15 protein-coding genes, 1 tRNA gene and 1 pseudogene are annotated in these 25,330 nt (G+C 68.2%); 10 read left to right on the top strand and 7 right to left on the bottom strand.

Annotation, left to right across the window (positions count from 1 at the left end; all coding sequences use genetic code 11):
• Positions 1-160 precede the first annotated feature (160 nt).
• Positions 161-237, bottom strand: a tRNA-Met gene (locus ACFTZL_RS13865).
• A gap of 314 nt (positions 238-551) precedes the next feature.
• On the opposite strand from ACFTZL_RS13865, the gene ACFTZL_RS13860 reads away from it, so the two are divergent.
• The 4 genes and pseudogenes from ACFTZL_RS13860 to ACFTZL_RS13845 form a co-directional block, all read left to right on the top strand.
• Positions 552-1,178: a hypothetical protein gene (locus tag ACFTZL_RS13860; RefSeq protein ID WP_382581306.1), complete on the top strand. Its 627-nt coding sequence runs from the start codon at positions 552-554 to the stop codon at positions 1,176-1,178.
• A 76-nt stretch (positions 1,179-1,254) separates the two neighbouring features.
• A protein-coding gene (locus ACFTZL_RS13855) for an IS5 family transposase (RefSeq protein WP_382581305.1) occupies positions 1,255-2,117 on the top strand; the annotation gives its coding sequence in 2 pieces (ribosomal slippage) (positions 1,255-1,611 and positions 1,614-2,117; 861 coding nt in all).
• Between the two features lie 788 nt (positions 2,118-2,905).
• Positions 2,906-4,729: an ATP-dependent endonuclease gene (locus ACFTZL_RS13850; RefSeq protein ID WP_382581304.1), complete on the top strand. Its 1,824-nt coding sequence runs from the start codon at positions 2,906-2,908 to the stop codon at positions 4,727-4,729.
• 357 nt (positions 4,730-5,086) lie between these two features.
• A pseudogene (locus ACFTZL_RS13845) lies at positions 5,087-5,722 on the top strand (DNA helicase); the annotation flags it as partial.
• 226 nt (positions 5,723-5,948) lie between these two features.
• Here ACFTZL_RS13845 and ACFTZL_RS13840 read toward each other — a convergent pair.
• On the bottom strand, positions 5,949-7,289 hold the full coding sequence (locus ACFTZL_RS13840; RefSeq protein ID WP_382581303.1) for a hypothetical protein: 1,341 nt from the start codon (positions 7,287-7,289) through the stop codon (positions 5,949-5,951).
• A gap of 268 nt (positions 7,290-7,557) precedes the next feature.
• Between ACFTZL_RS13840 and ACFTZL_RS13835 the strand changes: the two genes are divergently transcribed.
• Complete coding sequence (locus tag ACFTZL_RS13835; protein ID WP_382581302.1) at positions 7,558-8,079, top strand: hypothetical protein; 522 nt, start codon at positions 7,558-7,560, stop codon at positions 8,077-8,079.
• 197 nt (positions 8,080-8,276) lie between these two features.
• On the opposite strand, the gene ACFTZL_RS13830 is transcribed toward ACFTZL_RS13835, so the two are convergent.
• The gene (locus tag ACFTZL_RS13830) at positions 8,277-9,476 is read right to left on the bottom strand and encodes a TIGR02679 family protein (RefSeq protein ID WP_382581300.1); all 1,200 of its coding nucleotides are present in this window, start codon (positions 9,474-9,476) and stop codon (positions 8,277-8,279) included.
• 93 nt (positions 9,477-9,569) lie between these two features.
• Positions 9,570-9,836 (bottom strand): SbcC/MukB-like Walker B domain-containing protein, encoded by a 267-nt coding sequence (locus tag ACFTZL_RS13825; protein ID WP_382581308.1) that lies wholly within the window; start codon positions 9,834-9,836, stop codon positions 9,570-9,572.
• Here ACFTZL_RS13825 and ACFTZL_RS13820 point away from each other — a divergent pair.
• The 5 genes from ACFTZL_RS13820 (at position 9,789) to ACFTZL_RS13800 (ending at position 17,771) form a co-directional block, all read left to right on the top strand.
• Entirely contained in the window at positions 9,789-9,953 is a 165-nt protein-coding gene (locus ACFTZL_RS13820; protein ID WP_382581307.1) for a DUF6192 family protein, read from the top strand. The genes ACFTZL_RS13825 and ACFTZL_RS13820 overlap by 48 nt on opposite strands.
• A 322-nt stretch (positions 9,954-10,275) precedes the next feature.
• On the top strand, positions 10,276-11,430 hold the full coding sequence (locus ACFTZL_RS13815) for an exonuclease SbcCD subunit D (RefSeq protein WP_382581298.1): 1,155 nt from the start codon (positions 10,276-10,278) through the stop codon (positions 11,428-11,430).
• Positions 11,430-14,459: an AAA family ATPase gene (locus tag ACFTZL_RS13810; protein WP_382581296.1), complete on the top strand. Its 3,030-nt coding sequence runs from the start codon at positions 11,430-11,432 to the stop codon at positions 14,457-14,459. Before ACFTZL_RS13815 ends, ACFTZL_RS13810 begins: the two co-directional genes overlap by 1 nt.
• A gap of 191 nt (positions 14,460-14,650) precedes the next feature.
• Positions 14,651-16,909, top strand: a complete 2,259-nt coding sequence (locus ACFTZL_RS13805) for a Helicase associated domain protein (protein ID WP_382581294.1) — start codon at positions 14,651-14,653, stop codon at positions 16,907-16,909.
• Positions 16,910-17,072: 163 nt separating this feature from the next.
• Positions 17,073-17,771 (top strand): restriction endonuclease, encoded by a 699-nt coding sequence (locus tag ACFTZL_RS13800; protein WP_382581292.1) that lies wholly within the window; start codon positions 17,073-17,075, stop codon positions 17,769-17,771.
• A 172-nt stretch (positions 17,772-17,943) separates the two neighbouring features.
• Here the strand turns inward: ACFTZL_RS13800 and ACFTZL_RS13795 are convergent, their stop codons facing one another.
• The 3 genes from ACFTZL_RS13795 to ACFTZL_RS13785 are packed head-to-tail and all read right to left on the bottom strand — an operon-like array spanning position 17,944 to position 24,973.
• Entirely contained in the window at positions 17,944-20,568 is a 2,625-nt protein-coding gene (locus ACFTZL_RS13795) for an RNaseH domain-containing protein (protein WP_382581290.1), read from the bottom strand.
• Positions 20,562-23,819, bottom strand: coding sequence for a hypothetical protein (locus ACFTZL_RS13790; RefSeq protein WP_382581288.1), 3,258 nt, complete (start codon positions 23,817-23,819; stop codon positions 20,562-20,564). The genes ACFTZL_RS13795 and ACFTZL_RS13790 overlap by 7 nt, the downstream gene beginning before the upstream one ends.
• Entirely contained in the window at positions 23,816-24,973 is a 1,158-nt protein-coding gene (locus tag ACFTZL_RS13785) for a hypothetical protein (RefSeq protein ID WP_382581286.1), read from the bottom strand. The genes ACFTZL_RS13790 and ACFTZL_RS13785 overlap by 4 nt, the downstream gene beginning before the upstream one ends.
• Between the last annotated feature and the right edge of the window lie 357 nt (positions 24,974-25,330).

Raw genomic sequence — 25,330 nt, 5'->3', positions numbered from 1 at the left:
GAGGTGAAAGTCGAGGGCGTCCGGGCTCGCGCTGGCGATGCACCACCAGACGGCCTGCCCCAAGACCAGTTTGGGATGGGTTCCGGTCCGGTGGTCCGGGCAGATCTGCTCCTGAACGACTCCGGCCCCCGGCGACGCTATGTCACCGGGGGCCGGATGGTGGTAGCGGGGACAGGATTTGAACCTGCGACCTCTGGGTTATGAGCCCAGCGAGCTACCGAGCTGCTCCACCCCGCGTTGGTGCTTCCAGAGTACGGGACGCCAGCGATGCGCGGTGGTTTCTGGCGTTCCAGGCGGGCGAGCCGCGGAGACCACCTACACGCCGCGTTACCGATAGCCGCAACCATGCCCCTGCGCCGTCCAAGCTCGAGCCCGACGACTCTGCCGTATGAAGGTGCGCCGCTCGGGGAAGAAACATGCGATCCTTCGAAGGCCACTTTTGGGGGAGTAAGGGGGCGGTCGTGAGTGGGATGCGCGATGCGCAGCGCACACGGCAGGCGAGGCAAAGGTTAGCCCGGGGGCGGTCGGCTCCTATTCAGGTGCGAGCCCGCGTGAACACGACGAGCGGCGGGCCGTGGTGGCGTCAGATTCCGTGGATCGCTATCGGTACAGTACTTACTGTGGTGGCCGGTATTGGGACTCTCGGTTTCACGGGCGTCGCAACCTACTACGACGCGCGAGTAGCAGCGGACGCGCTCGACCAATCCAGGGAAGACGCTGCCGACAAGGAGCGCAGTCAGGCAGTTCTTGTCTCTGCCTGGGTCGAGGGCTCAAGCCTCAGCCCCATGTCACTACACGTGATCAATCGGTCGCCCGACCCCGTGAGCTTCGTTTCAATCAGAGTGTCGATTTCATTCCGTAGTAAGGGTGTCAGATATGATGGTCTTTCTTGGTCAGAGACCAGCCTGCCCCCCTGCACGGAACGCGTGTATCACGGACGTCAACTGGCAACACCACAAGCAGGAGAGGTGGGGCCGGCGCTGCAATTGGGCAGCATATTGTTCGTGGACCGCTATGGGGACGGATGGGAGCGGACTTGGGATAGCTTGCGCCGGTTGCCGGAACCATTCCGAGGATTCGACAATAGTCAATTTGAGACTTACGACCGCAGGTCTTTGACCGAGACGCCTCGCTATGAGGAGAAGCCGGTCGCGCGATGCGCAGACCTCGGCAGCTGACACCGCTACATACGTGCATCAGCGCCCGAGGCTAGGGTCCGTCCCAAAGATCATCTGAGTGGTAGATCATGGTGTCGTGGTACGCCGTCATGAACTCACCGACCAGGAGTGGGAGTTACTCGCTCCAGTGATACCCCGGGCCGCAACGGGGCGGCCGCGCGTGGAGGATCGGCAGGTCATCAACGGGATGGTTTACAAGATCCGCACCGGGATCTCCTGGCGTGACCTGCCGGAACGCTACGGGCCGTGGAAGACCGTGTACACCCGCTTCCGCCGCTACGCGCTCGACGGGGTCTTCACTCGGGCTCTGCAGCAGATCCAGGCCCGTGCGGACGCGGCCGGCGACATCGACTGGCTCGTCCAGATCGACTCCACAATCGTCCGCGCCCACCAGCACGCCGCCGCCACCGGCCGAAAAGGGGGCGCCAGCGGCAGGACGAACCGGACGATCACGCCCTCGGCCGATCCCGAGGCGGACTGACCACCAAAATCCACCTCGCCTGCGACGGCAAGGGCCGCCCACTTGCGATCCTGCTCACGCCCGGCCAACGCCACGACAGTGTCTGTGCACGCTCGCTGCTGGAACGTATCCGTGCTCCCCGCACCGGCCCGGGCCGGCCGCGGTGCAGGCCCGACCAGGTCATCGCAGACAAGGCTTACAGCTCCCGAGGCTTCCGTGCCTACCTGCGAAAACGCGGCATTGCGCACACCATCCCCGAGAAGAACGACCAGCGACGGCACCGGCTGAGGCGTGGTGGCCATGGCGGCCGACCGCCAGGGTTCGACCGGGAAACCTACCGGCGGCGCAACATGATCGAGCGCTGCTTCAACCGGCTCAAGGGCTTCCGCGGCATTGCCACCAGATACGAAAAGACCGCCACGTCCTACGAAGCGGCGGTCACCCTCGCATCATTCCTGCTCTGGGCAAGATCCGTTTGAAGACGGACCCTAGCCTCCGCTTTCATGAAGCGGGCTGTCCGACAGGCGGTCAGGCGATCAGAAAGTGCCTCTGACCAGCAAGAATGAGGATTGTCTAGGTGGGCCGGCCAGGTGCCGCTTGTGTCCGTTGATTGACGTGCAATCAGCACCAGTCAGAGACGACCGTGCTCCGGAGCGTCTCGCACTGGTCACACAGCACCAGATGGATCCGCCTGTCCTCACGCAGTGAGCCACCGGCACCGCATCGCTCACAGACTCCCTTGCTGCGGTCAGCGAAGACATCAGTCACAGCGTCGAGGCGCGCGTCCTCTGCATCCGTCCAGCCGCCGCCAGGCTTCCACGGCCGCGGAAACGCCTGGAAGGCCAAAGCCCCCCACTTCTGCTTCACCGCTAGGAGCTCATACTCCGGGAACGTCGCGACAACCCTCTGATGGCACTCAAGCACCAACTGCCGCCAGCCAGGCCCCACATCGAAGTCGTACGAAGGGTCTCGCAAGTGTCGCCTGACCGGCTCCAGCATGTCGCCTGACGCCGGATGAGTCCCAGTCATTTCGCCTCCTCGCACAGCAACGGCCCCGCTCCTATGGTCCATGAAGTACGCGACATGATCCACATGAGAAGCCCTAGTCGCAGCGTAGCCAGCAAGTGGAGGAAACCGCCCGGACGTTGCGCTGTGTGCCTCTAGTATGACGGTCTGCGCTGGCGTCTCACGCGCCCCTTGTGCATGCGTACTACCCGCACGTCATACCCCCTTCTGGCCGGAGGGGGAGATTCGGAGCAGTTCGACCGTGTACCTCACCCGCTTCTCCGCGTGCGGTTTCCGCTCTTTGGCGCGTGTGGAGGACATCCCCGTCAGTAGTCCGACCATCCTGGCCGGCCACAACGACGGCGGGAAGAGCGCTGTACTGACGGCCCTGGCCTTTCTGCTGGGGAGTCACCGGCTGACGGACGAGGACCGCACCTACGAACAGGCCGAAGGTGCCGTGGGTGGCCGCTGCGCTCAGACGTGGGTCGAGGGCGTCTTCACTCTGGACGCAGGCGAGCAGGCTGCCGTTGCGCTGCCCGCCATGGTGCGGATCCGTCGCATTGCCGAGGGAGGGCAGGCCGCCAGGTGGGAGTACTTCGGCTCCCGGCCTGCCGACAGCCGGCTGCATGACCTGGGGCGGCTGCTGAAGGGTGAACTCAACGAACTGGTCACCGAGTTCGATCTGGCGCCGGCTGGACCCCTGAAGGACGATCTGCTGCAGGCCCTCGCAGCTCACGCAGCGTCGGCGCCACAGGTGGAACAGTGGCAGCCGCTTCCGAAGGAACTCCAGCAGCGTCTGCCGCGGCTGCTGTCGTTCGGAGGCAGGGATGAGAGCCCCGACGACGCGGTGCGCACGGCGCTGAGCAGCTGTTATGAGACTTTCCTGGAGGACGAGACACTGCAGGGGCGGGTTCGGGAGATCGAAGTGGAGATCACCCAGCGCCTGGAGAAGGAAGCCGACTCTCTGTGCCAGCACATCCGCCAGCACTGCGGTGAATTCGTCGGCGTGCAGGTCAAGCCGGAGGTGTCCTTCAGAGGCGGCTTCAAGCGTGCCCCTCTGGAGGTCTCCAAGGCCGACGGAGAACCGGTCGATCTGACCCGCTCGGGGCAGGGAAGCAACCGCAGGATCGCACTCGCCGTGTGGGAGTGGACCAGCAACCTGCTGGAGAACAGCGAACTCGCCGCCCTGGACGGCGAAGACGAGCAGGAGCCGACGCAGACCATCGTGGTCTACGACGAGCCCGACACCCACCTCGACTACCGCCATCAGCGCACCGTGATGGACATCATCCGCAAGCAGTGCGCGCTGCCTCACGTGAGTGTCGTCGTAGCCACCCACTCGATGAACCTCATCGACGGCGTCGACATCGCCGACGTGGTCCACCTCCGGCTCAGCGACAGCGGCCGCACCCTCGTCGAGCGCCTGGCCGACGATTCCCACGAGGGCATCGACTTCCACCTCGGGCAGATCGCCGCCGCCGTGGGCCTGCGCAACTCCGTCCTGCTCCACGAGCGCTGCTTCCTTGCTGTGGAAGGCCCTACCGAACAGCAGTGCCTGCCCCTGCTGTTCCGTCTCTCCCAGGGCTTCTCCCTCCAGGCAGCAGGCATCGCCTTATGGGCCTGCGGCAACAACGAGGGCGCTCTGATCCTGGCCGGATACCTCGTCAAGAACCACCGCACCGTGATGCTGATGGTCGATGCCGACAGCCGCACCAACAAGCACTTCAAGGCGGAAAAGCTCATCAGGGCGGGCCTCGACCTTGCCACCCAGGTCACCTATGTGGGGGAGGCTGAAGGCTTCAACGAGCTCGAAGAGCTCTTCACCGACACCCAGTGGGCCACCGCCGCCAACACCCACTGGCCGCGCCCCGCAGGCGAGTCATGGACCGAAGAGCACTTCACCGCGTACCGCGGCGGCAAGTTCAGCGCCCGCGTTCTCACCATGATCAAAGAAGAGGCGGAGCAGACAAGCCCCGACGGCAAGGACGACATGCTCTATGCACTGGTGTCCACCCTCACCGATGCCGCAGACGTCCCGGCCCAGCTGAGGAAAGCCTTCAGCGACATCCAGGACCTGGCTTCCTGACGGCCTCGCGGGCACGTCGCTGAAGCATGCGCTGCTTGCGCTGCTCCAGCGACGGTGCAGTCCAGGAATGCCAGCCCACCTCCGGCACATGCTGCCGGCCGTGCCCTCGCGCTTCAATCCCGCACCAGCGGCACCCACTCGGAGCCGCGGCGGGTTCAGCGCCGGTAGAACGCGATAACGACATCACATCCTCCTTCCCCCACCGCTTATCTTGCCCCCTGCCACTGACAATCGCCCGGTGGCGACGCCCCCCGGGCGGCAGCGCGGCGACGGCAGGAAGGAAACCCATTCCTCATCTGTCGGCATAATCCCTCAGAGGCATCGTTTATCAGGAAAACCGCCCGCAACTCTCCCCGCAGTGGCACCACCACCGTGCCCACCGAACTCGGTCCCCTCGCCCGGCCCGATGCCGTGCTGTGCCGCACCAACATCGGCGCCATGGCCCAGTTCATGAAACTGCTGGACACCGGACACCGGGTTGCCCTGGTCAGGGGAGGGGACAGCCTGCGCGCACTGGCCCTGGCTGCCCGCGACCTCAAGGAAGGCCGTCGCACCGCCCACCCCGAGCTCGCCCTGTTCCCCTCCTGAGGGGCTCTGCAGGACTACGCCGTCCATGATCAGGCCGGACGTGATCTGCAGCCGCTGGTTGCCCTCGTCGACACCCACGGCACCGACGCCATCCTGTCCGCCGTAGCTCAACTCGTCCCCGAGCAGCAGGCCGAAGTCACCGTCTCGACCGCCCACAAGGCCCAGGGCCGCGAATGGGCGCAGGTGAGAATCGCCGATGACTTCACCCCGCCCAAGGACAGCGACCAGCTGGACGACACAGGTCGCGCTGTTCCCGGCCCGATCGACGACGGCGAAGCCCGCCTCGCTTACGTCGCCGTCACCCGCACCCGCCACCGCCTCGACATCGGAGGCCTGTCCTGGATTGAGGACCACCTTGCCGCCACTCTGCCACTGTCACCGCGGGCAGGGAGCGAGCACACATAGACCTCGGCTCACGAGCACCTGTGGCAGCCTGCCGGTCGGTCAACCTCGGCCCGGAGTCGTCGTGCCGGAGGCACTGCTCCGGGCAGATCGCGCCCACGCACCGGGATCGGCGGCCGCCGTCCAGCGGGATACCGCGGTGCTGCCCGATGGGCCCTTCGCCATCGGTGGCGCCGCGGCGTGTAGTCCAGCCGTAGGCGGGCGACCTGTGGTGTGGACGCGCTGGTACTCAGGTCACAGCGACCGCAGCCACGCGCTCGTGAAGATCGAGAACTCCTTGCCAGATCATCTGTGCCGAGACCTCTTCATCGAGCAGGACCGTCTCCGTCCAACCGTCGTACGGTTTGCCGCCGTCGAGTACCGGGCGCCACCCCTGGGCCCGCCATTCGGCCAGGACCTGCTTCTCCAGCAGCTCGGCATCGCGTCCCAGCGGGAAGGCGAGCATGGCGTGCCGCTGCCAGCCGCGCCCTTCGTGTCTTTCGATGCGTCTGGTGTTCAGGTTGCAGATACCGATCTTCGCCGCCTGGAGGCGTTGGTGCGTCACGAGGTAGAGCAGCCCCGGGTTGCCGCGCTGGAAGCCGAAGTCGGCACACTCGGAGCACCCGGTGCCCCGGCTGTTCACACTGCCGAGCGTGGGATGGACGATGCTCTGGCAATTCATGCAACGGCACTTCCACCGCTCCCGCACACCAGGGTAGGGCTCCAGGGGCACCAACCGCGCCTGGCTGACCATGACGTCGCGTGCGGCCAGCGGATCGATGACGACTCCGGCACACCACTTGCAGGCCTGCGCACCGCGCCGTAGCCATCCCAGCCGCGGATAGATGATCCGGTCGGCCGGCCCGGGGCAATTAGCAGCCCTGCACCGGCATCTCCACCGCTTGTTGACGCCCGGATACGCCTCCAGGGGATCTGCCCCGGCCGTCCGTATCTCGCTGACAGCCTGCTGATCGGGAACCCTGAGCCTTCCACTGCAGTGCTTGCACCCGCCCTGCCCGCCGTGCACCACATTCGCGTAAGTGGGCGTGATGTCGCCCGCCCCACACCTCAGACAGACGCACGGCCAGGGTGACCACGCGCTCTTGTATCCCTCCTTCGGCTCGACCCCACCCACGATCATCCCTTGGGCGGCACGCTCAGGGCGGATGGCAATGCGTGCACAGTATTTGCAGGCGGATGTTCTGCTGGCACGGGCATCCGAGAGACGGGGCCGGATGTCGGCCGGATCGCCCATCCACAAGCCGGGGCACAGGGCGTTGAGACACCGACAGCGCCATGGCACGTCAACCCCGGGAAACGACTCGAGCGGTTCGACCCCGACGGCACGCATCACCTGCACGGCGTCGACATGCGGCGTGCGCCGCGTCTCGGCCGCTTTCCGCCGCGCGCACGGGTTGCAGCCGCCGCGGCCGGGCTGCATGACGTTGCGATACGTCGGGGTGACGTACGAACCGCAGTCCGTGCAGACGCTGAGCCATCTCTTGTCCGACCCAGGCCAGACCGAGATGGGCCACACACCCTTGCTGATCATTTTGGCCTTGGCCTCAGCCGGATCGAGATAACGGGGCACTGCACGCTCCTGACTTGAGCGCGCTGTGGATCAACCTTCGCTGTGTGAAGGACGCTTACTCAACAGGGTGCTACACGCGCGCAGGATAGACCCGCAGGCAGACGATAGACCAGATATCGATCGGCTCCGCCTCTGGGGAAGGGACGGGAGTACGCAGCCACCCACCGTCGGGTGGTTCGAACGGTGAGGGAGTAGGAGAAGCTCCGGGAGCCGCCGGAGGAGTGAGGCCAGCCCGGCATTGCGCGCCAGCCGGACTAGAGTCTGGCCAATGGATCAGGGGCTGGCGGCACTCATGGGCGCGGCGATCGGGGTAGTCGGCACGACTGGTGCTTCTGCACTGGCAGGTTGGGCGGGCCGACGACAGGTACAGGCCCAGCAGGCCGGTGAGCACGCTCGTTGGCGCAGGCAGGGCCAGCGGGAGACGTATGCGTCCTTCCTCACCGCTGTCGAGAGGGTGAGGGAGCACAGCCACCAGTCCGAGGCGAGAGAACTTGAGGAGACGAGTCGTCTCTCAGACGAACTGAATGAGCGGGTGGAGGCGGTGATGCGCACTCTGTCGATGGTGATCGTGGAGGGCCCCGACGAAGTGGTTGCGGTAGCCGAGGAACTACGAGACACATCGTGCGAGGTTGCTAGTGGGCTGATGACGATTCTCGAGGCGCGGCGGAGTGGTGCCGACCTGTCCGGGCCGCGTCGTGACCTCGCGGAACAACAGAACTGGCTGGACGAATTGATCACTGCCTACGCCAAGGCCGTCCGCTCGGTCCTCGACCAGGGCCCCGGTTCGTAGCAGTAGGTGCGGTCAGCCGTACACGGCGGCCCCTTCATGAGCCGGGCGGCGTGCGGTTAGCTCTGCCACCCAGCAGTGCTGCCCGACAGCAGCCTTGACCTGCCCCAACGCAGCGAGACCTCGGTGGTGTTCGGGCACGCATGCCGCTGCACGAAGCGGTCGGGTGCCTGCCTGCAGGTGGCATCGTCTGCCCGGCGTCATCCATGCCTGGGCGCCCTCTCGTGCAAGTCGGTCCTCAGGAGGGGCAGTTGGGATTCCTCGTGGATGGCTGTGTCGTGTTCTTGCATCGTGAGGCTGAGCTGGGGGTCCCAGGGCGTGGCGGTTACGGTGCCTTGGAGGGGCAGGCGGGCAGGGGCGCTCTGCCGTGCAGCGGCGGTGCGGTAGTCGTGTGCGCTCATGCGCCAGGGCCGGACTCCGGCGGCGAAGACGCGGGCGGCGATGGCGATGCCGGGCCAGTCGAAGTCGCCATGGTAGAGAAGGTCGGCGTCGTCGGCCACGAGGCGCCGCAGCAGTTCCCAGCCGGCGGATGAGGGGTTTCCCGAGGTGCACACGAGAGGGGCCTGCACCTGACGCTGGGCCGCCGCCTGCAGGATCTGTGGATTCTCGCAGGCGTAGATACGCTGCCCGGCCTCGGCCAAACGGCATGGGGCGACGCCGGGGTGGCGTAGTTCCTGGAGGGTCAGATGCGTGACCAGCCCGAGGGCGGCGCGTTGGCGCATCGTGGCCGACCAGGCGTCGTCACCGGGCGGGGCAGGGGCATAGACGAGCACGGTGCCGGACACCAGGTCGGCGGCGACGCCGGCGTTCTCCCACAACGCCCGCCGCTCGGAGGGGGTTTCGGGCGGCGCCTGGCCGCGGGCAGCGGCCAGGGCCCGCGCGGTGAGGGCTCCGGCCAGCGTCCCCTCGTCCAGCCCGTGGGCGTCACCGGTGGTCCGGGCGGCAAGCTCTGCCAGCTGCCATGGGGGAGAGCCGTCGGCAGCCGACTGCTTGGTGTCCGGCGCGGAGCCGGGCAGGAGTGCCAGGGCTGCCATGGCATGCTGCAGCGCCCAGACTGCGGCGTCGGAGCCCGCGCGGGTGAGCAGGCTCCCGGAGCGGATGCCGGTGATCCAGCCGGGCACCCAGGGCGCGGACGCGAGGCCGGCGTCGGAAAGGGCGGCATCCAAGTGTTGCCAAACCTGCTCCCAGGTTGCCTGGCGGGAGGCACGTGCGGCTGCCTGGTCGGTCAGCGGCGTACCCGTCAGGTAGGCGATGGCGGCGACGAGGCCCGTCTGCGCGGCGGAGGCCCGCAGCGCGGTGTCGAGAGTGTCCAGCCGTACGCGGGTGCGGCCCGGTGGGATGACGGTACCCAGCAGGCCGCCGAGTTGGCGGGCTCCGTCTTCGTCGAGGGCCACCTGCACGCTTCCGGACGGCGTGAGGCGGTCACAGCGGGAGCAGAGCGGAATGGGCGAGGTAGGAGCGGATGGGTTCGGGCATCTGTCGCGGGGCGGTGCTCATGGTGCGAGCCTCAGGTGCCGGGTGTGGCCGTCCCAGTGGACGTGGGTGGTGATGGCGGCGGTTCCTTCGGCGCGGCGTACTTCGTAGGCGTCCAGGGCGTGGCCGGTCATGACGAAGTCGAGGTCGAGGGTGACCAGCAGGCCCATCAGTTCGCCGATGGTGCGGTTGTCGACTTTGGCGAAGGCGTCGTCCAGGAGGATCAGCCGCAGGGCGCGCTGGGGCCCTCCCTGGAGAGCGTCCAGGAGAAGGTAGAGGCGATTCATGGCCTGGCCACCGACGACACGGTCGCCTCGGTGGTGATCACCGACTTCCCGCGCCGTCCGGCGGTCGCCTCGAAGGCCATGGCCGATGGTTATCCGGATTGCAGCCTCGCGGCATGAACTGGTCAGGCGACGATGACGAGTTGGGTGCGGGGCGCGGCGAAGGAACCTGCAGACGTAGGCCTTGGCCCGGGTGGGCTGGACGCGGGCGAGGACATCGGCAGAGCGGCTGCCGGGCGCAGGGCCGCCAGCTTGGGGACCGGTGGTTCCGATGATCGAGAGCCGCATACCGAGGGCTGCGAGCGGGTTCTGAGGATCCATCACTCGCGTTGTCGCGGACGGTGAACCAGGATGACCTTTCTGTCGCTGGATCCCCTTAAAGGGGTCTGTTTATCGGGAAAACCTCCTGAAGCGACTGTCGCTGTGGTTACGTTCTGTGTTCATGAGGATCCTGCACACCTCGGACTGGCACCTCGGCCGCCAGCTACACCGACATCCCCTGCTGGCCGAGCAGCGCGCCTTCCTGGAGCACCTGTTGGAGACGGTGCAGCGAGAAGAGGTTGAGGCCGTCGCCGTCGCTGGCGACGTCTTCGACCGCGCCATCCCGCCGTTGGACGCGATCGACCTGTTCAAATGGGTCCTCGAAGAACTCGCCGCCCTTCGGGTCCCGCTCGTCATGATCAGCGGAAACCATGACTCACCGCGCCGGCTGGGGGTCAACGCCCGTCTGATCGAGCACGCCGGCATCCATCTGCGGACCGGCGTGGAGGACTGTGCCCGTCCGGTCATCCTGCAGGACCAGCACGGGCCGGTGGCCTTCTACGGCCTTCCCTACCTCGAACCCGGGCTGGTACACGCCCACTTCGGCGCAGAACGTGCCAGTCATCATGCGGTACTCAGTGCGGCCATGGACCAGGTCCGGGCAGACCTGGCAGCCCGGCCTTCCGGTACCCGTTCGGTGGTCCTCGCCCACGCGTTCGTCACCGGAGCCGACACCAGCGACAGCGAGCGCGACATCACCGCAGGCGGCGTTCCCTCCGTGGCCGCCTCAGTCTTCACCGGGGCGGACTACGTGGCGCTGGGGCACCTGCACCGCTGCCAGCAGATCAGCGAACGCATCCGCTACAGCGGATCCCCGCTGGCCTACTCCTTTTCTGAGGCCGAGCACCCCAAGGCCATGTGGCTGGTCGACCTGGGCGCCGACGCCGCCCTCACGGCACGCAAAGTCCTCTGCCCCGTCCCGCGCCGCCTGCGCCAGATGACCGGCGCCCTGCAGGAGCTGCTGACCAGCCCCGAGTACACCGAGTACGAGACGTGCTGGCTGCACATCACGCTCACCGACCCGGACCGGCCGCACATGGCCATGGAGCGCCTGCGCCAGCGCTTCCGCCACGCTTTGAAGCTGAGCTTCTCCCAGGAGCGCCACACCGGAGGCGAGTCCTACCGCTCCCGTGTCCAGGGCCGCACCGACCACGAGATCGGCCTGGGCTTCCTCCACCACGTCACCGGTGTCCCGGCCACCACCGCGGAGCAGGACCTGCTGCACGAGGGACTGGAAAGCGTCCGCACCCAAGCCGCCGCGCGAGAGGCCAGCTGATGTATCTCCACCATTTGACCGTCCAGGCATTCGGCCCGTTCGCCCGCACCGAAGACGTCGACTTCGATGCCCTGACCAGCGCGGGCCTGTTCCTCCTGCGCGGCGACACCGGCGCGGGAAAGACCAGCATCCTGGACGCGGTCTGCTTCGCCCTCTACGGCACCGTGCCCGGCATCCGCCCCACCCACCGCCTGCGCAGCGACCACGCCCCCGACGACACGCGCACCCGGGTCGTTCTCGAGTTCACCGCAGCCGGCCGCCGCCTGAGGATCACACGGGCGCCCAAGCAGACCTATCCGAGCTCGCGCGCCAAAAGCGGCACCGCCACCGCCGAAGCCACCGTGCAGCTGCACGAACGGACCGCCACCGCGGGCGACTCCGCCGCCTGGGAACCGGTCTGTGCCAACCACCAAGACGCCTCCCGGGAGATCGAGGCGGCGCTGGGACTGTCCAAGGAACAGTTCTGCCAGGTCGTCCTCCTGCCGCAGGGAGATTTCGCTAAATTTCTGCGGGCCGACGCCAAAGACCGCGCCTTGCTGCTGCGCAGGCTTTTTGACACCGGACGCTTCCAAGAGCTGCAGAACTGGCTCACCGCGCGCAGCAAGACCGCGAAAAAGGACCTCGACGAGGTCGCTACCGCCGTACAGCAGCTCAGCGAACGCATCGACCAGGAAGCTGGCCCTTCCCTCCAGGAGGCCGACACTGCCTCGGGCCGGCCGGTCCGCCCCGATACCGAAGATCCCGTCGACGCCCTCACCTGGGCCCAGGGCCTGCTCGCTTGCGCCCACGATGCCCAAACCGCCGCTCTGACAGACGAGGAGCGCAGCGACGAAGCCCACCAAAGGGCCAAGCAGGACCATCAGCGCGCCGTTGCCCTCGACACCCACCAGCGCCAGCACAGCCAAGCCCTCGCCAAGCGCGCCGCCCTGGACCAGAGGGCCGCCGGCCACCCACAACTGCGCGAGCAGCTAGAGAAGGGCCAACGCGCCGAATCACTGCGCCCCTTGCTGGACGGCCTTGAGCGCAGCGCTCTTGCACTCCGCAAGGCCCAAACCGCACAGGACACCGCCCGCACGCTGCTGCAAGCCGCGCACACCCACGCCGAGATCCCTCAGCTGCAGCTGGTCCTCGAACAGCACCATGCCGAGCGGGGCCGCCTTCAAGGTCTTCTGCCGGACGAGGAGCGCCACACTCAACTCGGCGCGCAGATGGGCGAGCTGAGGGAGAAGGAAGAGCAGGCGCAAGCCGACCACGACGAGGCCGCGCAGTGGGTGGAGGCATGGCCCGCCCTGCAGGCCGAGCACACCGGCCGCGTGGAGGGCATGGCCAAGGCAGCCGACCAAATCCCACAGCTCGAGCGAGACATCCAGTCCCTGGACACGCAGCTTGCAGCGGCCCGCACGCGCGACAGCCTCGCCGCCCGGCTGGCCACAGCCGAGGAGACCGAGACCAAACGCGAAGCGGAGGCCCTGAACACCAAGAAGGACTGGCTCGACCTGCGCGAACGCCGCCTGGACGGCATGGCCGGTGAACTGGCTGCCGAACTCACCGACGGAGCCGCATGCTCGGTGTGCGGCTCAGCCGTCCACCCAGCCCCGGCACAGCGGCGGCCCGACCAGCCCACGCGTGAAGACGAGGAGAAGGCCCGCACCGTCCACGAACAGGCCGAGGCCGCGCACAGCCGGGCCAGCCGTGCCCGCAGCGACCTCGCCGAGCAATATGCGCAGGCGCTCGGAACGGCCGGACCGACTCCGCCCGACCAGCTTGAGCTGCAACTTCAGGCCGTTCGCACAGCCCACCAGACCGCCTGCGACGAGGCCGGCAAACTGCCCTCCGCCCAGGAAGAACTGGCCCGGCTCCAGCACGAGTGCGACACCCGCACCCAGCAGAGCCAGGAAGCCAAGGACCGCCTGACCGAATGCCAGACACGCCACAAAGCCCTGGCACAGCAGCAGCACACCATCGCCCTCGCCCTGGATGCCGCACGCGGCAGCGCCGCGACCCTGGGCGACCGCATGACCGAACTCACCCGTGCCGCGGAACACCTCACAGGCGCCGTCGACGCCGCGCAGACCACAGCTGCCGCAGCCGACCGCCACCGCGACGCCCGCACCACCGCCGACGATGCAGCCCAGGACGCCGGGTTCACCACACACGAGGAAGCCGCCGCCGCGCTGCAAACCGCCGCACTCCTGCAGCAGTGGCGTGAGGAACTCCAGGAGTGGGACAAGGACAGCGCCATTGTCACCGGCACCTTGAACACGCCGGACCTGCTCGAGGCCAGCGCCCAACCCCCCGCAGAACCGCAAGCCACCGGCGATGCGCTCCTGCAGGCCGAAGCACGCGTGAAGAACACCGCAGGCGCATCCCAACAGGCCCGCGACCGCTTCACCGCCCTGACCGCACTCGTCGCCGATCTGGAAACCCGCCTGAGCGAACTCGCACCTCTGCAGGCCCGCTACGCCCTGGCTGACCGCCTGGCAGGCATCGCATCGGCCACCACCGGGGCGAACACACTCAGCATGGAACTGGAGGCCTACGTCCTCGCCGCACGCCTCGAAGAGATCGCCGACGCAGCCAACATCCGGCTGCAGGCGATGACCTCGGACCGCTACCTCCTCGTGCACAGCGACGAGAAGGACGCCGGCCGGCGCGGACGCCTCAAGGCCGGTCTGGGGCTACGGATCCTGGACAACTGGACCGGTACCGAACGCGAGACCTCCACCCTGTCCGGCGGCGAAACCTTCACCGCCTCCCTCGCCCTGGCCCTCGGCCTGGCCGACGTGGTCACCCAGGAAGCCAGCGGCCGCCCCTTGGGAACGCTGTTCATCGACGAAGGCTTCGGCAGCCTCGACGAGCAGAACCTGCAGGACGTGATGGACGTACTCGACCAGCTGCGCGCCGGCAACCGGGCGGTCGGGATCGTCAGCCACGTTGCCGAACTCAGCCGCCGCATCCCCAGCCAGCTCAGCGTGATGAAACACCGCAACGGCTCCACGCTGCGGCCGCTGGTCTCCGCCGACCTGTGACCCCCCCCGCCCACGCTGCACCGAGCTCGTCTGCGGCAGCAGCGAGCCCCTGCCGGTCCTCTCTTCTCCACCCGCCCACGCAGACCCCAAGCACGATCGACGGCTAGCCTGCGGCATCAGAGAGTGGAGGACGATGGGCCACAGAAGACCCGACAGACACCTCGTAACCCGCCTCCCCACGGCAGGAGAGCATGCCGCCCGCTGACATTGAGCTCCGGCCCCACCAGAAAGAGGCCGTCACCGCGGCCATCACCACGCTGCGCTCGCATCCGCGAGCCAGCGTGGTGGCCGCCTGCGGTACGGGCAAGACGCTCATCGCCGCTCGCACCGCCGCCCGGCTGGCTGCCCGCGGTCACGTGCTCGTGCTGCTGCCGACGCTGGATCTGTTGTCGCAGACGATCCGCTCCTGGCGTGCTGCCGGCCGCAAAGGACCGGCGGTAGCGGTCTGTTCGGCCCGGCAGGCTCTCGACCACGAACCGCTCAGCGCCGACATCCCGATGACCACCGTGCCCGGCGAACTGGCTGCGCTCGCCAGCACAGGCGACGCAGGTCCGATCACGGTCTACGCCACCTACGCCTCCCTGCCCGCCGTCATCGTCGCCCACCGCGACCACCGCCTGCCCACTTGGGACCTGGTGGTCGTCGACGAGGCCCACCGCACGGCCGGCCGCCTGGGCAAGGCCTGGGCCGCTGTCCACCACGACGACCAGATCCCGGCTGCCCGCCGCCTCTACCTGACCGCCACCCCCCGCATCTGGGACCCCGAAGACGGCCCAGATGCCGACGGGGCAGAGGCAGCGGCGTCCATGGATGACGAAAACCTGTTCGGCCCCGTCGCCTACCACCTCAACCTCTCCGACGCCATCGACCTCGGCCTGCTTGCCGACTACCAGATCCTCGTTCCCGTCGTCACCAACGCAGACCTGCGCGACTGGCTCGCCACCGGAGCAGGCGCTGGCGTCGACGGACTGCACCTGGCCGGCCGCCAAGTCGCCGCCCTGCGCGCCATCCACGACCACAAGCTGCGCCGCATCCTGACCTTCCATCACCGTGTCGCCGACGCCCGCGCCTTCGCCACCACCCTGCATGAGACGGCCGCCGCCCTTCCCGCACACCTGCGCCCTGAAGGACTGTGGGCGGACTGGGTCAGCGGCAGCCACACCCCGCAGGTCCGCCGCCGCCTCCTGCTCGAATTCACCTCCCGCACCCACCCCCACGCCCCGGCCGTGCTGTCCAATGCCCGCGTGCTGGGGGAGGGCATCGACGTCCCCGACATCGACGCGGTCGTCTTCGTCGACCCCAAGAACAGCCCCGTCGACACCGTCCAGGCCGTCGGCCGCGCTCTGCGCCAGCACCCCGGCGCCGGCAAGAAGGCCACCCTCGTCGTCCCCGTCTACCTCACCCCCGACGAAGACCCCGACGACCTCCTCGGCGCCGACGCCTACACCCCGTTGTGGCGCACCATCCAGGCCCTGCGTGCCCACGACGACCGCCTCGAAGCCCGGCTGTCCGACCCGCGCACCCACCGGCCCACCATGCCCCCCGAGGACCCCGAAACCTGGCTGCGCTTCGACCGCCCCACCCAGGCCGACGAGATCGCCCTCGCCCTGTCCCTGCGGGTCCTGGCCCCCAAGAGCGCCGAATGGCGCCGCGGCCTCGCCGCGGCACGCCGCTTCCGCCACACCCACCACCACCTCGACGTCCCCCAGAACTACGAGGACCCCACTGGCTATCCCCTGGGACGCTGGCTGACCTGGCAACGCCACCTGCACACCAAAGGCACGCTCGACGCCGTACGCGTGCAGGCCCTCGAACGCCTCGGTATCATCTGGGACCCCCGCCAGCAGGCCTTCGACCGCGCACTGGCCCACGCCGCTGCCTACGCCGCCCGCCACGGCCACCTCGCCGCACCCGTCGACGAGATCCACGACGGCTTTCCCCTCGGCCGCTGGCTGGCCACCCAGCGCACCCGCTCCGAGACCCTCACCGAGCAGCGCGCCACCGCCCTCACCGCCCTGGACCGGTGGTGGAACCCGCCCTGGCCGATCACCTGGCAACGGGCCTACCACGCCGCCCGTCAGAGCCGGACCGCCAACAAGACTGCCTCCGAGGCAGAGAGCTGGCTTGAGTCACAGCGCGCCCGTTCCGGCCGCCTGCACCCTGGACAGAATTCACTGCTCAAGGAGTTGGGGCTGGTCGAACTGCCCGACACATCTGCCTCACCGGCGACGGAGGGCCGGCTGCCGGCGCGCGAGCGTGCCTTCCAGCGCGGGCTGGCCGCCGCAAGGGTCTTCCGCGCGCGTGAAGGCCATCTCGACGTCCCCCAGCGGCACATCGAGGAGATCGAAGGAGATCCAGTCCGTCTGGGGCAGTGGCTGAGCAACCTGCGCCGTCGCCGCTCCGGCCTCAGCCCGCAGAGGCAAGCAGCCCTGGCCGAACTTGGCCTGTAAGCAGGCCAACGCACCTCCTCGAGGAGAACGGCCAGACGCCAGCCGACAGAAGGGCGGGAGGTTCAAGCCAATGGCCTGACTGCGCCCTGGCGGGGCCGCTTGGCTTGCCCACACTGCACAGCAGGCAGGAATCCATCCCGGCCGGTGCAAGAGGGGGCAGAAAGTGGCGGCCAAACGCAAGAGCAAGGCGATGCGCAGACAACGCACCGCCCGGAACAAAGCGGCAGCAGGAGCGCTAGCCACGCTGGTCCTGCTAGGTCTGCTGCGGCCGGTGTTGTTGCTGTACCTCGGCGCCCTGCTTGCCGCCGCGGGAATCGGCTGGATGGTGTGGCAGCTGTGGCGTACCGACCGGCTGCTGCGAAGCAGAGACGCCGCCTGGAGGCGACAGGAGGAGATCGCAGCCGGACAGCGGACGCTGGCTGCCATCGACGCGATGTTCGGTACCGAGTTCGAGGAAGTGGTCGCCGAGTTATGCCGCCGTGACGGCTGCACGCAGGTGCGCCGAGTAGGCGGGACTGGGGACAACGGAGCCGACGTGCTCGGCCGGCTGCCCGATGGCCGGACCATGGTGATCCAGTGCAAGCAGTACTCACCCCACCGGACAATCGCCAGTCGCGAAGTGCGCGATCTGCTGGGAGCCAAGGTGCATTTTGCCGCGGATGTGGCCATCTTCGTCGCCACCACACGCTTCAGCCCCCAAGCCGAGGCATTCGCGGTCAAGCACCACATCCTCACCCTGCACCGTGACTTCTTCGGTCTGTGGAACAACGGGACACCGTTGTTGTCCCTGGCCGAAGTCAACGGACGCGGACAGGGAGAAGCACACCACAGAGCACGCTGGAAACAGACGTACTCCAAGTGACCAGCCGCACCCTCCAGTTGGACGGCCTGTTCGGCTTGTGACAGGTGAGGGGGGCGGCACAGTACACCCGGCCCCGCCTCGCCCTGGGCCCGGGCGGGGCACGGCAGCAGCCAACAGCCATCGGCTGCGCCGGCACCGGTCCTGGAAGCCGCCGTGACCGCCCTCACCGCACCTACTCGCTCAGTCCTTCCTGGTCGACGAAGCCGGGATGCTTTTCATCAGCGCTCTTCGCCAGGTGCAGCGGCGCGGGCAGATTGGTGCGCCCGTCCCACATGGCGGCCTGCTCCGAGACCCGCGCGGCAAGACCTGCCAACTGCTCCTCACGCCAGCTGCCGCAGCGGGCGATGACGTATTCGGTGCGGGTCATGGCGTGGAAAGGAGCGCCCATCTGGGCCAGTTGACCGCCGGGCAGGGTGCGCCGCGTGTACTGGGTGCCGCTGCGCTGGCCGCCTGCGTGCTGGCGGGACTGCCCGGAAAACAGCCAGGACACCGCGTCCCCGTAGTCGTGACGGTAGAGGATCTTCTCCGGCATGACCGGCTGCAGCGGGTTGGCCGGCAGCTTGCCCCCGCCGCCGGTACGCCGTGACGGCTGCGGCGTACCCTGCCCGTTTCCGACCCTCACGACTGCCACATCCCACCCCTGCGCAATCAGACTCTGCCCGGGAACATGGCCGTCCTCGAGCCGGTCGTTGCACAGCCCGGGCCAGATCCGCTCACGCTCCTCGGCGAAGACGATGATCGGAAACTGGTCACCGAGCGCGGCCAGCGCCCGGTCCACATAGGTGCGCACGTTGTCCGGGCCCCCATGGTCCTCCCGCAGGTGATGCCCTCTTTTGCCGATGGGACCGGCATGGTGCAGGGCCCGTGCCTGTGCCAGGGGGCGCCAGCCCTGCTCGCCGTACATAAGGGTGGGCCAGTAGGCGTCCTCGCCGAGCGGGATCCGCATAGCGACCAGCGTGATGGCCAGCACGGCCGGTTTGCGGGGGCGCCCGGGACGTTCGTCGAAGCGGTGGTAGCGGGTCCACAGCCCTACCGCCACGGCCTCCCGGTCCAGGGCGGTGTCACGCGCGTTGCGGTGGAAGGCGGTGGCGGCCAGGCGGTTGTCGATGATGCCGGAGTCGGAGTGCAGGCTGCCGAGCGCGATCTGCACCGCATGGTCATCCTTGTAGGCGACGTCCGGCTCCGGCAGACCGGCGTTGCGGGCCCTGGCCCGCGCGACCTTTTCGGGCGTGTTCAGCCTGAAAGGATCGCCAGGATCGGAGTCCATGGTGATGAACTGCGAGGGGATGCCACGCTCGGCGAAGAGCCCTTTGAGCGCGTGCTTGGCATCCGTCACCCCCGCGTTCTTCTCCTGCTCGGTGGGGTAGCGCGTCTCGCACAGGGCGGTGATCAGCGCCCGTCCGGCGCCGGGCTTGAACCAGGGCAGCGTGTTCAGGATCAGGCTGCGGTCGTGGCTGCCGTGGCGGACGAGTTCGGGCAGCCGCACCGTCACGAGCTCGTACCCGGTTGCCAGGACCACCGGCTGCTCGTCGGGCAGATCGGCCAGTTCGGGCCGCGCGTAGTCGCGGGCCAGCTGCCCCATCACCCGCGTACGCCACTCGGCCGACTCGTACAGCACGACGGTGCGCACCGTATCGAGGCGGGCGACCGCCATGGCGTCGACCATCCTGTCGGCCGGCACGTAGGGCGGCAGGCTCCCGCCCGGCTTGGTGATCTTGATAGAGGTTCCGGTGTAGACGACGGGCTCCTGGCCGAGGACTTGTCCGGCGTGTTCTTCGAGCCGGGCGTGGAACATCGCCCCGGCGCCCTTGTCGATCGGGTGCTTGCCCGTGCGGTGCACGCCGCGCACCTCTGTCAGTTCGTCCAGCCCCGTCAGGGGCGGCTCGGGCAGACGGCCGACGCCGCAGGCCTCGACGATCTGTGCCGTCGCCCCGCGGTAGCGGACCTCCTTGGGCTGCATGAACCCGTCCAGCCCCTTCTCCCACCGGGTGGTGATCGGGGCCTTGAGGATGATGTCCGGGTTGACGGGATGGCGCAGCAGGACGTTGCGGATGCCCTTGTAGTGGGTGGCCACGCGCGAGATCCGCGCCGACAGATGCGCCACGAGACTCTTCCCGCCCGGGGCGGCCTCGACCTCGATGTGGAGGCGTTCCATGGCGTAGCCGGCGATGCGCCGGCGTTTGCCGCTTTCCTCGTCGATCCATGACCTTTCGTGGACCAGCGGGGCTTGCCACGCCAGCAGGTCGCCCTCACTGTCGAGGTGGAACCGTAAGGCGGGCAGGTTCTCGTCGAGCGGGAGCGGCTGGGCGGCCAGCATGCTCGCCAGCCGCCACCCGGCCACCCTGAACGCCCAGCGGGGACCGGTGATCCGCCCCATGGCGTCGCGGTGCAGCAGCGAACTGAGCGGCCGGGGCCCGTCGTCGGACAGCTGCAGCAGGGCGGCGAGGGTGTCACGGCCGTCATGCCCCTCCAGCCGCGTCTCCCACTCCCGCATCAGAGTGCGCACCACAGCCCCGTCCAGCGCCCCGGGCGTGACGATCACGCTCCGCCCGGCCCACCGGCCCGTCCTGGCGGGCCGGTCGGGGTTGGTGAACACCAGCCGCTCCCCGGTCACGGCCCGCGCCGCCGTCTGCAGGGACGCGATCGGCTGCACAGCGTCCTTGCCCCGCGGCTTCGGCAGCCGCCGCCAGGCCGGCGCAAACGCCTCGTCCTGCGGATAGACATACACCGTGCCCAGCAGCCGGTCATCCAGCTCGAAAGACAGGGTGAACAGGCGGCCGCGGTCGTCACTCACCATTCGCCCAGCTCCTCTTCCTCATATCCGGTGGGGGCGTGCTCCGTCAGCCCCAGCAGGGCGTCGGTCATGGTGGTGCGGTAGACGGCGTCGATCAGCGGCATGTGGTCCTCGTCCTGCCATTTCCCGCGCAACTGCTCCAGGAGGGCGGGCAGCGTGGAGTCGGCGGCGGTCTGGGTGAAGGCGGCATCCAGCAGCCGCAGCCGCCCGTGATCCCCGCCGCGCCGGGTGCGCCCGCCCAGCTGGATCAGCCGGGTCAGGATCTCCGCGACCACGGCGAGTTTGACGTCCTCGCCCAGCGACTTGAAGTAGCCCTGCCCGCTGCGGATGTCATCGAAGATCTGGCCCGCCACGATCCGCAGCCGCTCCAGCTCCGCCGCGGGCTCCGGACCGGGCCGCCGCCGTCGATAGGCGAGAGAGTTGACCAGGGACAGCAGCACCGGGGGGTCTTCCATCACCGGAATGGGCCGGTTGACCAGACAAGCCACATGCAGCAGGGAGCGCCCGTCACGGTCGACGATGTTCAGACCACGCTCGACCCGTGCCATGGGGGCGATCAGATACCGGCACCGGCCGTGGCCCACGGCGTGGGGGAACTGCTCGAGCCGGTTGCTGGGGATGGGCACCCAGCCGGGCGGCATCCGCTCCAGCGAGGCCATCTCCTGTGGCCGCACCGCCACACAGATCTCCGACGCCGCGACCCCCACCTCGATCATGCCGCGGGCGAGCGCGGGACCGGCGTCGTAGGCGGTCGGCGCGAGCAGCGCATACGCGCGGTGCGCGGTGGCAGCGTCGGCGGCCACCGCGTCGAGCTGTGCGGGAAAGTCCTTGCCGACGCTGCGCCCCATGGCCGTATAAGCGCGCCCCCGGTTCACTCCGTCGGTGCCGGACACCACGATGCCCGCCCCGTTGTCCTGGCCAGCCTGCAGCTCGACCGTGAGACTTCCATTGACGTCGTCCGGCACGTACCAGGCCGGCTCCGGCAGGAGATGATGACGCGGCGCATACGGCATGAACGCGGTGGCGGACATCCCGATCACCGCCCGGCGGGTACCGGTATGGGCGAGTGCGCTCACCTCGCCTAGGTAAGCGAGGTGAGCGTGCGGATCGCCGACGTAGGACTTCAGCCGCAACGCCGTCTGATGCCGGTCGCCAGGATCGAACGTCTCGGAGAACGCGAACAGCGCACGCCCCATAGGACCATAGGGGGCAGCCCGCCACGGCACGTGCGAGGCCAGCGCGTCCACCAGGCCGTTGCCGGCGGAGATACCCGCCCCCTGCAACGGTGCAGCGACACCGACGATGCGGTGCAGGATGCTGCGCATCTCCTCCAGATACGCGCGCCGGGCCGCCAGCAGCGCCAGCGAGGACAGCCGCTTCTCGTCCCTCTCACCGGTGATCGCCGAGAACGCTTCCCCGATCCGTTTCAAGGTGGCGTGGGTGAGCCGGTCCGACCCGCTGGCCAGATCCGTGACCGAGGACAAAAGCTCCCTCAGCTCGGCCAGCCCCTCGACCTCATCGGCGAACTCCAGCGGCCCCTCCCGCTTGTAGAGCTGGTTGACCGCTTGCATCTGCTGCTCACTGGGCCGCTCCCCAGCCTCCAGCCCGAAGATCCGGGAGGCGAACATCCCATCCCAGCGGCGCGGCACCACCATGCTGCGCCGCTCCCGGTCGGGATGGATGACGCCGCCGACGAGGTGGGACACGTAAGACTCGGCTAGCCACACCAGATGGTTGATCAGGGGCCGCAGGTACTGCTCAAGGCTCATCGGCAGCCGGTGGCAGTGCCGCCGGAACTGGCTGTCAAGCTCGCGCACCGGGGTGCGCTCCGCACCGTCCTGGGCCAGCAGCACCTGACGGGCGGCCTGGTCGAAAGCCTGCGCCTGCAAGGCATCGGCCTCGTCGATGATGACCAGATGACTGCGGTGCAGCAGGAGCTGCTCGGTGGTCATCCGCCGTCCCGGGGCAGGCCGCCCCGCCACCGGCGCGTGGATGTGTCCGGTCAGGAAGTTCGCATGGTTGGTGACGAGGATGTCCGCCGACGCTGCGGCCCGGTGGTGGCGGAACTTCCCGCAGCTGCCCCGCCACGGGCAGGCCAGAGCCTTGTCCGCTTTCGGCCCGTTGGGTTTGAGCTGGTCGCACGGCTCCTGACCCGGCGTCCACGCGTCCACAGCTTCGGAGGAGGTGGTGGCATGCCCGGTCAGGGGGCAGCTGTAAGACATCTCCCGGTACACCCAGGTCCGAAAGGCCGCATCGTCCTGCGGGTTGCCAGCCGTCTGCTCGGCCAGATCCATCATGGAAGCGGGGGAGACGACTGGAGTGACCTGCGCAGAGACCTCCAGGTCGGCAAGATCCTGCCGCAGCCGATACACCGTGGCCAGGACCTGCGCGCTCTGCGGAACGACCAGCGAGATCACCTGGCCCTGCCGGGCGCACCACACCGCGACGAGTTCACTCAGGACGTTCTTGCCCATCCCGGTGGGGGCGTGGAAGACCCGCAGCGGCCCGGCCTGGACGCGCAGGAGCTCGCCCACGCCTGTGCCGTCGCGGCCGCGGGCGTGCCGCCTGATGTCCGCGACCGCCTTGCGCCGGTAGTCCTGCCCGCGCAGCTCATCGAGCCGGCCCGCGATCTCGTCCAGGTCGGCGAAAGGGATCACCACCTCGTCCGCGACTGGCGCGTCACCCAACTCCTGCACCACGCTGGGAGCAGGGGACCCTTGGTAGTCGAGGTCGTAGAAGACGTCCACCACCCGGCCGGAGGGGCTCAGCGGATCCCTGATCCGCAGGTCGCTGACGTAGGAGCCGGGCGGCGCAGGCTTGGTCAGCAACTGCCCCTTGGCCGCGTTGTCCTCAAGCTCGTCCAGCAACGCATCGATGAGGGCTTCCTCGTCGCCCACGGACAGGATCAGTACCTGCTCTTCCTCATCGGCCGGGGCGAACTCGACCGCCTCACCGCTGTTCAGAACCGCTGCCGTCTCCGTGACAAACACCGAACGGGAGGCAAGGACCGCCGGCCGCTGCCGCAGCATTCGCGTGATCCGCACCTGATCGGGCAGCGCCAGAGAAGACCAGCCGTCCCACAGATGCATCTGCCCCGTGGCCAGGAAGTGCGCATCAGCAAGATCCACCACACGCCGCCACGCCGCCTGATCTTCCAGAGCCCGGTTGGGGAACACCCGCGCAGCCAGCAAGATCGCCGCCCGCAGCGTTAGCGGCACACTGGCGGAGTACTTCGCATTCTTCGGCGATGTCATGCACCCATCCCCTTCAACCGTCGGGTCACAGCAGCCTTGAAACGGCTGACCGTGAACACGCTGTAGCGCTGCCCGTCAGCAGTCCGCAGAGCATCGAGCCCGGACTGCAGCTGATTGACCTGGCTGCGCCGGTAGTTGGGCACGACCACCGTCTCCCCGGCAGGCGGCCGGTCGATGATCGTCTGCGCGTCCTGGTGGTCCTTGACGTCCACCCGCCAGCGGTGCCTGTCCCCCAGGTAGACGCCGACATCCCACTCGTCCAGGTTCTCCCAGCGCTCGACCCGCACCCCCTGCTGCTTCTCCAGCCACTGCATCAGGCCCACCTCACTCAGCCCGGGACAGGTGATGTACCGCCATACCCCCCAGTCCAGGAACAACACGCCCTCTGCCGGCTCCGCAGCCGTAGCCAACCGGCCCCGCCCACCGGTCAGTACAGGCGGCCCACCCCGTGTGCCGCCGCCCGGAACGAGGCCGAACCGGCTCTGATGCGGCGGGTACTCACACTGCAATTGCCCACCCCGCAGCACCATCGGATACCGGCACTGCGGGCACGGCCACAACCATGACGACGCCCCCGCCCACACCCGGTCGGAAGTAACAGGCCGATACACGTCCATCCGGGCTGCGCCACGCAGTGAGTACTCCTCGACCAACGCGCGCTCCGTGCCGTACGGCACCTCGGTCAGCATGGTCCGCGCGGCCACATAGCCGGCCTGTCCATCGGAGCGGATGTGGCGGAAGGCGGCCCGCTCCGTCTGCTCAGCCGTCTGCCGAACCCATGCCGGAAGCCACGTCCCACCGAGATCGAAGTATCCGTCGTCCCCGTACAGAGCCTCCAGATAGTTCATCCCCGCTTCGAAGGCCTCCTCGGTCAGCTCACCATTGTCCGTCAGGACAACCAAATCACCCATCTCAGAAGGCAGTTCGTCCCACGCCAACGGCACCCACTCCCGCAAGCGCACCGGCAGCAAATCGATCATCTCGGCAGGAGTCGAAGGGCCTGCCCTCACCGGCAGACTCGACAAGAGCACCCCGTGCATACGAGACAGCTCCCGCCACGCACGAGGCTCCTCAACCCTGTTGATCCACGCCGCACCGGCCCGCAGAGCAGCGGTAATGATCCTCCGAGCGGCAACATGTTGACTGACAGGCACAGCTCATCACCCCTCCACGCCCCACCAGTGGTATTCGGGGCTCATTCCAGATGGGCCAACAGCTTCCGGAACATACAGGCCGGGACTGACAACGCACTCCAAAACAGGCGAAGACGTCCCCCGCGGCAGCGGGGCGCTACAAGAAACTGGACACGCCGGCAGGCGTGTCTCAAGGCCCGCTCTGTCGGCCCGTCAGGGCCAAAGCCCACTAGTCCGGGTGGGCTGGTGGGGGAGAGGAGAGCAACCGGATAACTGTCTAAGAAACCATTACGACATCACGGCGCCGTAGGCGCCGAGCTGCACTGTTCCCGAACCTGCCCGGCAGGGCAGGGACCGAACTCACCCGGCACCCCATCG

The organism is Streptomyces sp. NPDC056948 (genome assembly GCF_042674225.1).
GTDB classification, from domain to species: Bacteria; Actinomycetota; Actinomycetes; order Streptomycetales; family Streptomycetaceae; genus Streptomyces; species Streptomyces purpurascens.
The sequence above is the reverse complement of the archived record's forward strand: the minus strand, read 5'-3'. Positions and strand labels throughout refer to the sequence as shown.